4 protein-coding genes are annotated in these 1428 nt (G+C 73.2%); 2 read left to right on the forward strand and 2 right to left on the reverse strand.

Annotated elements, in window-relative coordinates:
- Positions 1–11: 11 nt before the first annotated feature.
- Entirely contained in the window at positions 12–317 is a 306-nt protein-coding gene (gene rpsN, locus SSBG_RS00935; protein WP_008744368.1) for a 30S ribosomal protein S14, read from the reverse strand.
- On the reverse strand, positions 317–553 hold the full coding sequence (rpmB, locus tag SSBG_RS00940; protein WP_008744369.1) for a 50S ribosomal protein L28: 237 nt from the start codon (positions 551–553) through the stop codon (positions 317–319). The genes rpsN and rpmB overlap by 1 nt, the downstream gene beginning before the upstream one ends.
- 70 nt (positions 554–623) lie before the next feature.
- On the opposite strand from rpmB, the gene rpmG reads away from it, so the two are divergent.
- Together rpmG and SSBG_RS00950 are read left to right on the forward strand one after the other, a co-directional pair.
- Positions 624–788, forward strand: a complete 165-nt coding sequence (gene rpmG, locus SSBG_RS00945) for a 50S ribosomal protein L33 (protein WP_008744370.1) — start codon at positions 624–626, stop codon at positions 786–788.
- 127 nt (positions 789–915) lie between these two features.
- Positions 916–1344, forward strand: a complete 429-nt coding sequence (locus SSBG_RS00950; protein WP_008744371.1) for a Fur family transcriptional regulator — start codon at positions 916–918, stop codon at positions 1342–1344.
- The last annotated feature ends 84 nt before the right edge of the window (positions 1345–1428 follow it).

The raw sequence follows: 1428 nt of genomic DNA on the forward strand, positions 1-1428 counted from the left end.
GCGGGGCGCCGTCACCAGGACGACTTGGTCACTCCCGGCAGAAAGCCCGCGTGGGCCTGTTCGCGCAGACGGACCCGCGAGAGGCCGAACTTGCGCAGGTGGCCCCGGGGCCGCCCGTCCACGCTGTCGCGGTTGCGCACGCGCGTCGCGCTCGCGTCGCGCGGCTGGCGGCGCAGGGCGCGCAGGGCGGCGCTCTTGTCGGCCTCGCCGGTGGCCGGACTGCGCAGGATCTCCTTCAGTTCGGCGCGGCGGGCGGCGTGGCGCGCGACGATCTCGCGCCGCTTCTCGTTCTTGGCGATCTTGCTCTTCTTGGCCATCAGACGCGGTTCCCCCGGGCTCGGACACGGGCGACGGCGGCCTCGACGCCGATGGCGTCGACCGTCTTGATGCCCTTGGCGCTCAGCACCAGCCGGACGTAGCGCCCCTCGCTGGGGAGCCAGTACCTCTTGCGCTGGATGTTCGGGTCGAAGCGGCGCGGGGTGCGCCGGTGCGAGTGGGACACCTTGTTGCCGAAAGCGGGCTTGCTTCCGGTGAGTTGGCAGTGCGCGGACATGGGTGTGTCTCTCCTTGCGGGGCACGGGACCCCGTTCGGTAATGAAAATCGTTGTCGTATGCTACCTCTCATGGCACGCAACGAACTACGCCCGATCATCAAGCTCCGCTCCACCGCCGGGACCGGATACACCTACGTGACGCGCAAGAACCGGCGGAACGACCCCGACCGACTCGTCCTGCGGAAGTTCGACCCGGTCGTGAACCGGCACGTCGCCTTCCGCGAGGAACGCTGACCGCACTTCCGCTCCCCGCACCCCGGCACGGCCTCCCGCGAGCGTTCGCGGGAGGCCGCGCCCGCCGATGTCCCTGTCCGGCCCGCGCGCACCTCGTGGGCACGCCCGTGAGGGGAAGACGAGTCCTGTGTACGGAACAACCGGCCGGGAGACCCGCTCCACGCGCCAGCGCGCGGCGGTGCTCGGCGCCCTGCGCGCGGCGGAGGACTTCGTGTCCGCCCCGGCCCTGCACGCCGTCCTCGCCGCCGGTGGCGCGGCCGTCGGGCTCACGACGGTCTACCGGACGTTGCGGCTCTTCGAGGAGACGGGCCGCGCCGACGTGATGCGGGAGGAGTCCGGCGGGCGGCTCTACCGCTGGCGGCCTCCCGGGGAGCACCGGCACTACCTCGTCTGCCGCGGCTGCGGCGCGAGCAGCGCCGTCAACGCCGAGGCGGTCGAGCGCTGGGTGGCCGCGGTCATGAAGGAGTCCGGCTACCGTGCCGTCGCGCACACGCTCGAACTGAGCGGGGTCTGCGACGGGTGCGCGGAACGGGACGAGGCCGGACGGTCCGGCTGAGCGCCCCGGCACGCGGTCCCTGGCGCCGGTGCGGGGCGGCAGCGCCGCACCTCGGGAACGCCCTCGCGACGGCACGCCCCGGGC

Source organism: Streptomyces sp. SPB074 (assembly GCF_000154905.1).
Classification (GTDB): Bacteria; Actinomycetota; Actinomycetes; order Streptomycetales; family Streptomycetaceae; genus Streptomyces.

Coding starts and splice junctions, on each gene's coding strand:
- rpsN (WP_008744368.1), bottom strand. CDS start 317: ATGGCCAAGAAGAGCAAGATCGCCAAGAACGAGAAGCGGCGCGAGATC.
- rpmB (WP_008744369.1), bottom strand. CDS start 553: ATGTCCGCGCACTGCCAACTCACCGGAAGCAAGCCCGCTTTCGGCAAC.
- rpmG (WP_008744370.1), top strand. CDS start 624: ATGGCACGCAACGAACTACGCCCGATCATCAAGCTCCGCTCCACCGCC.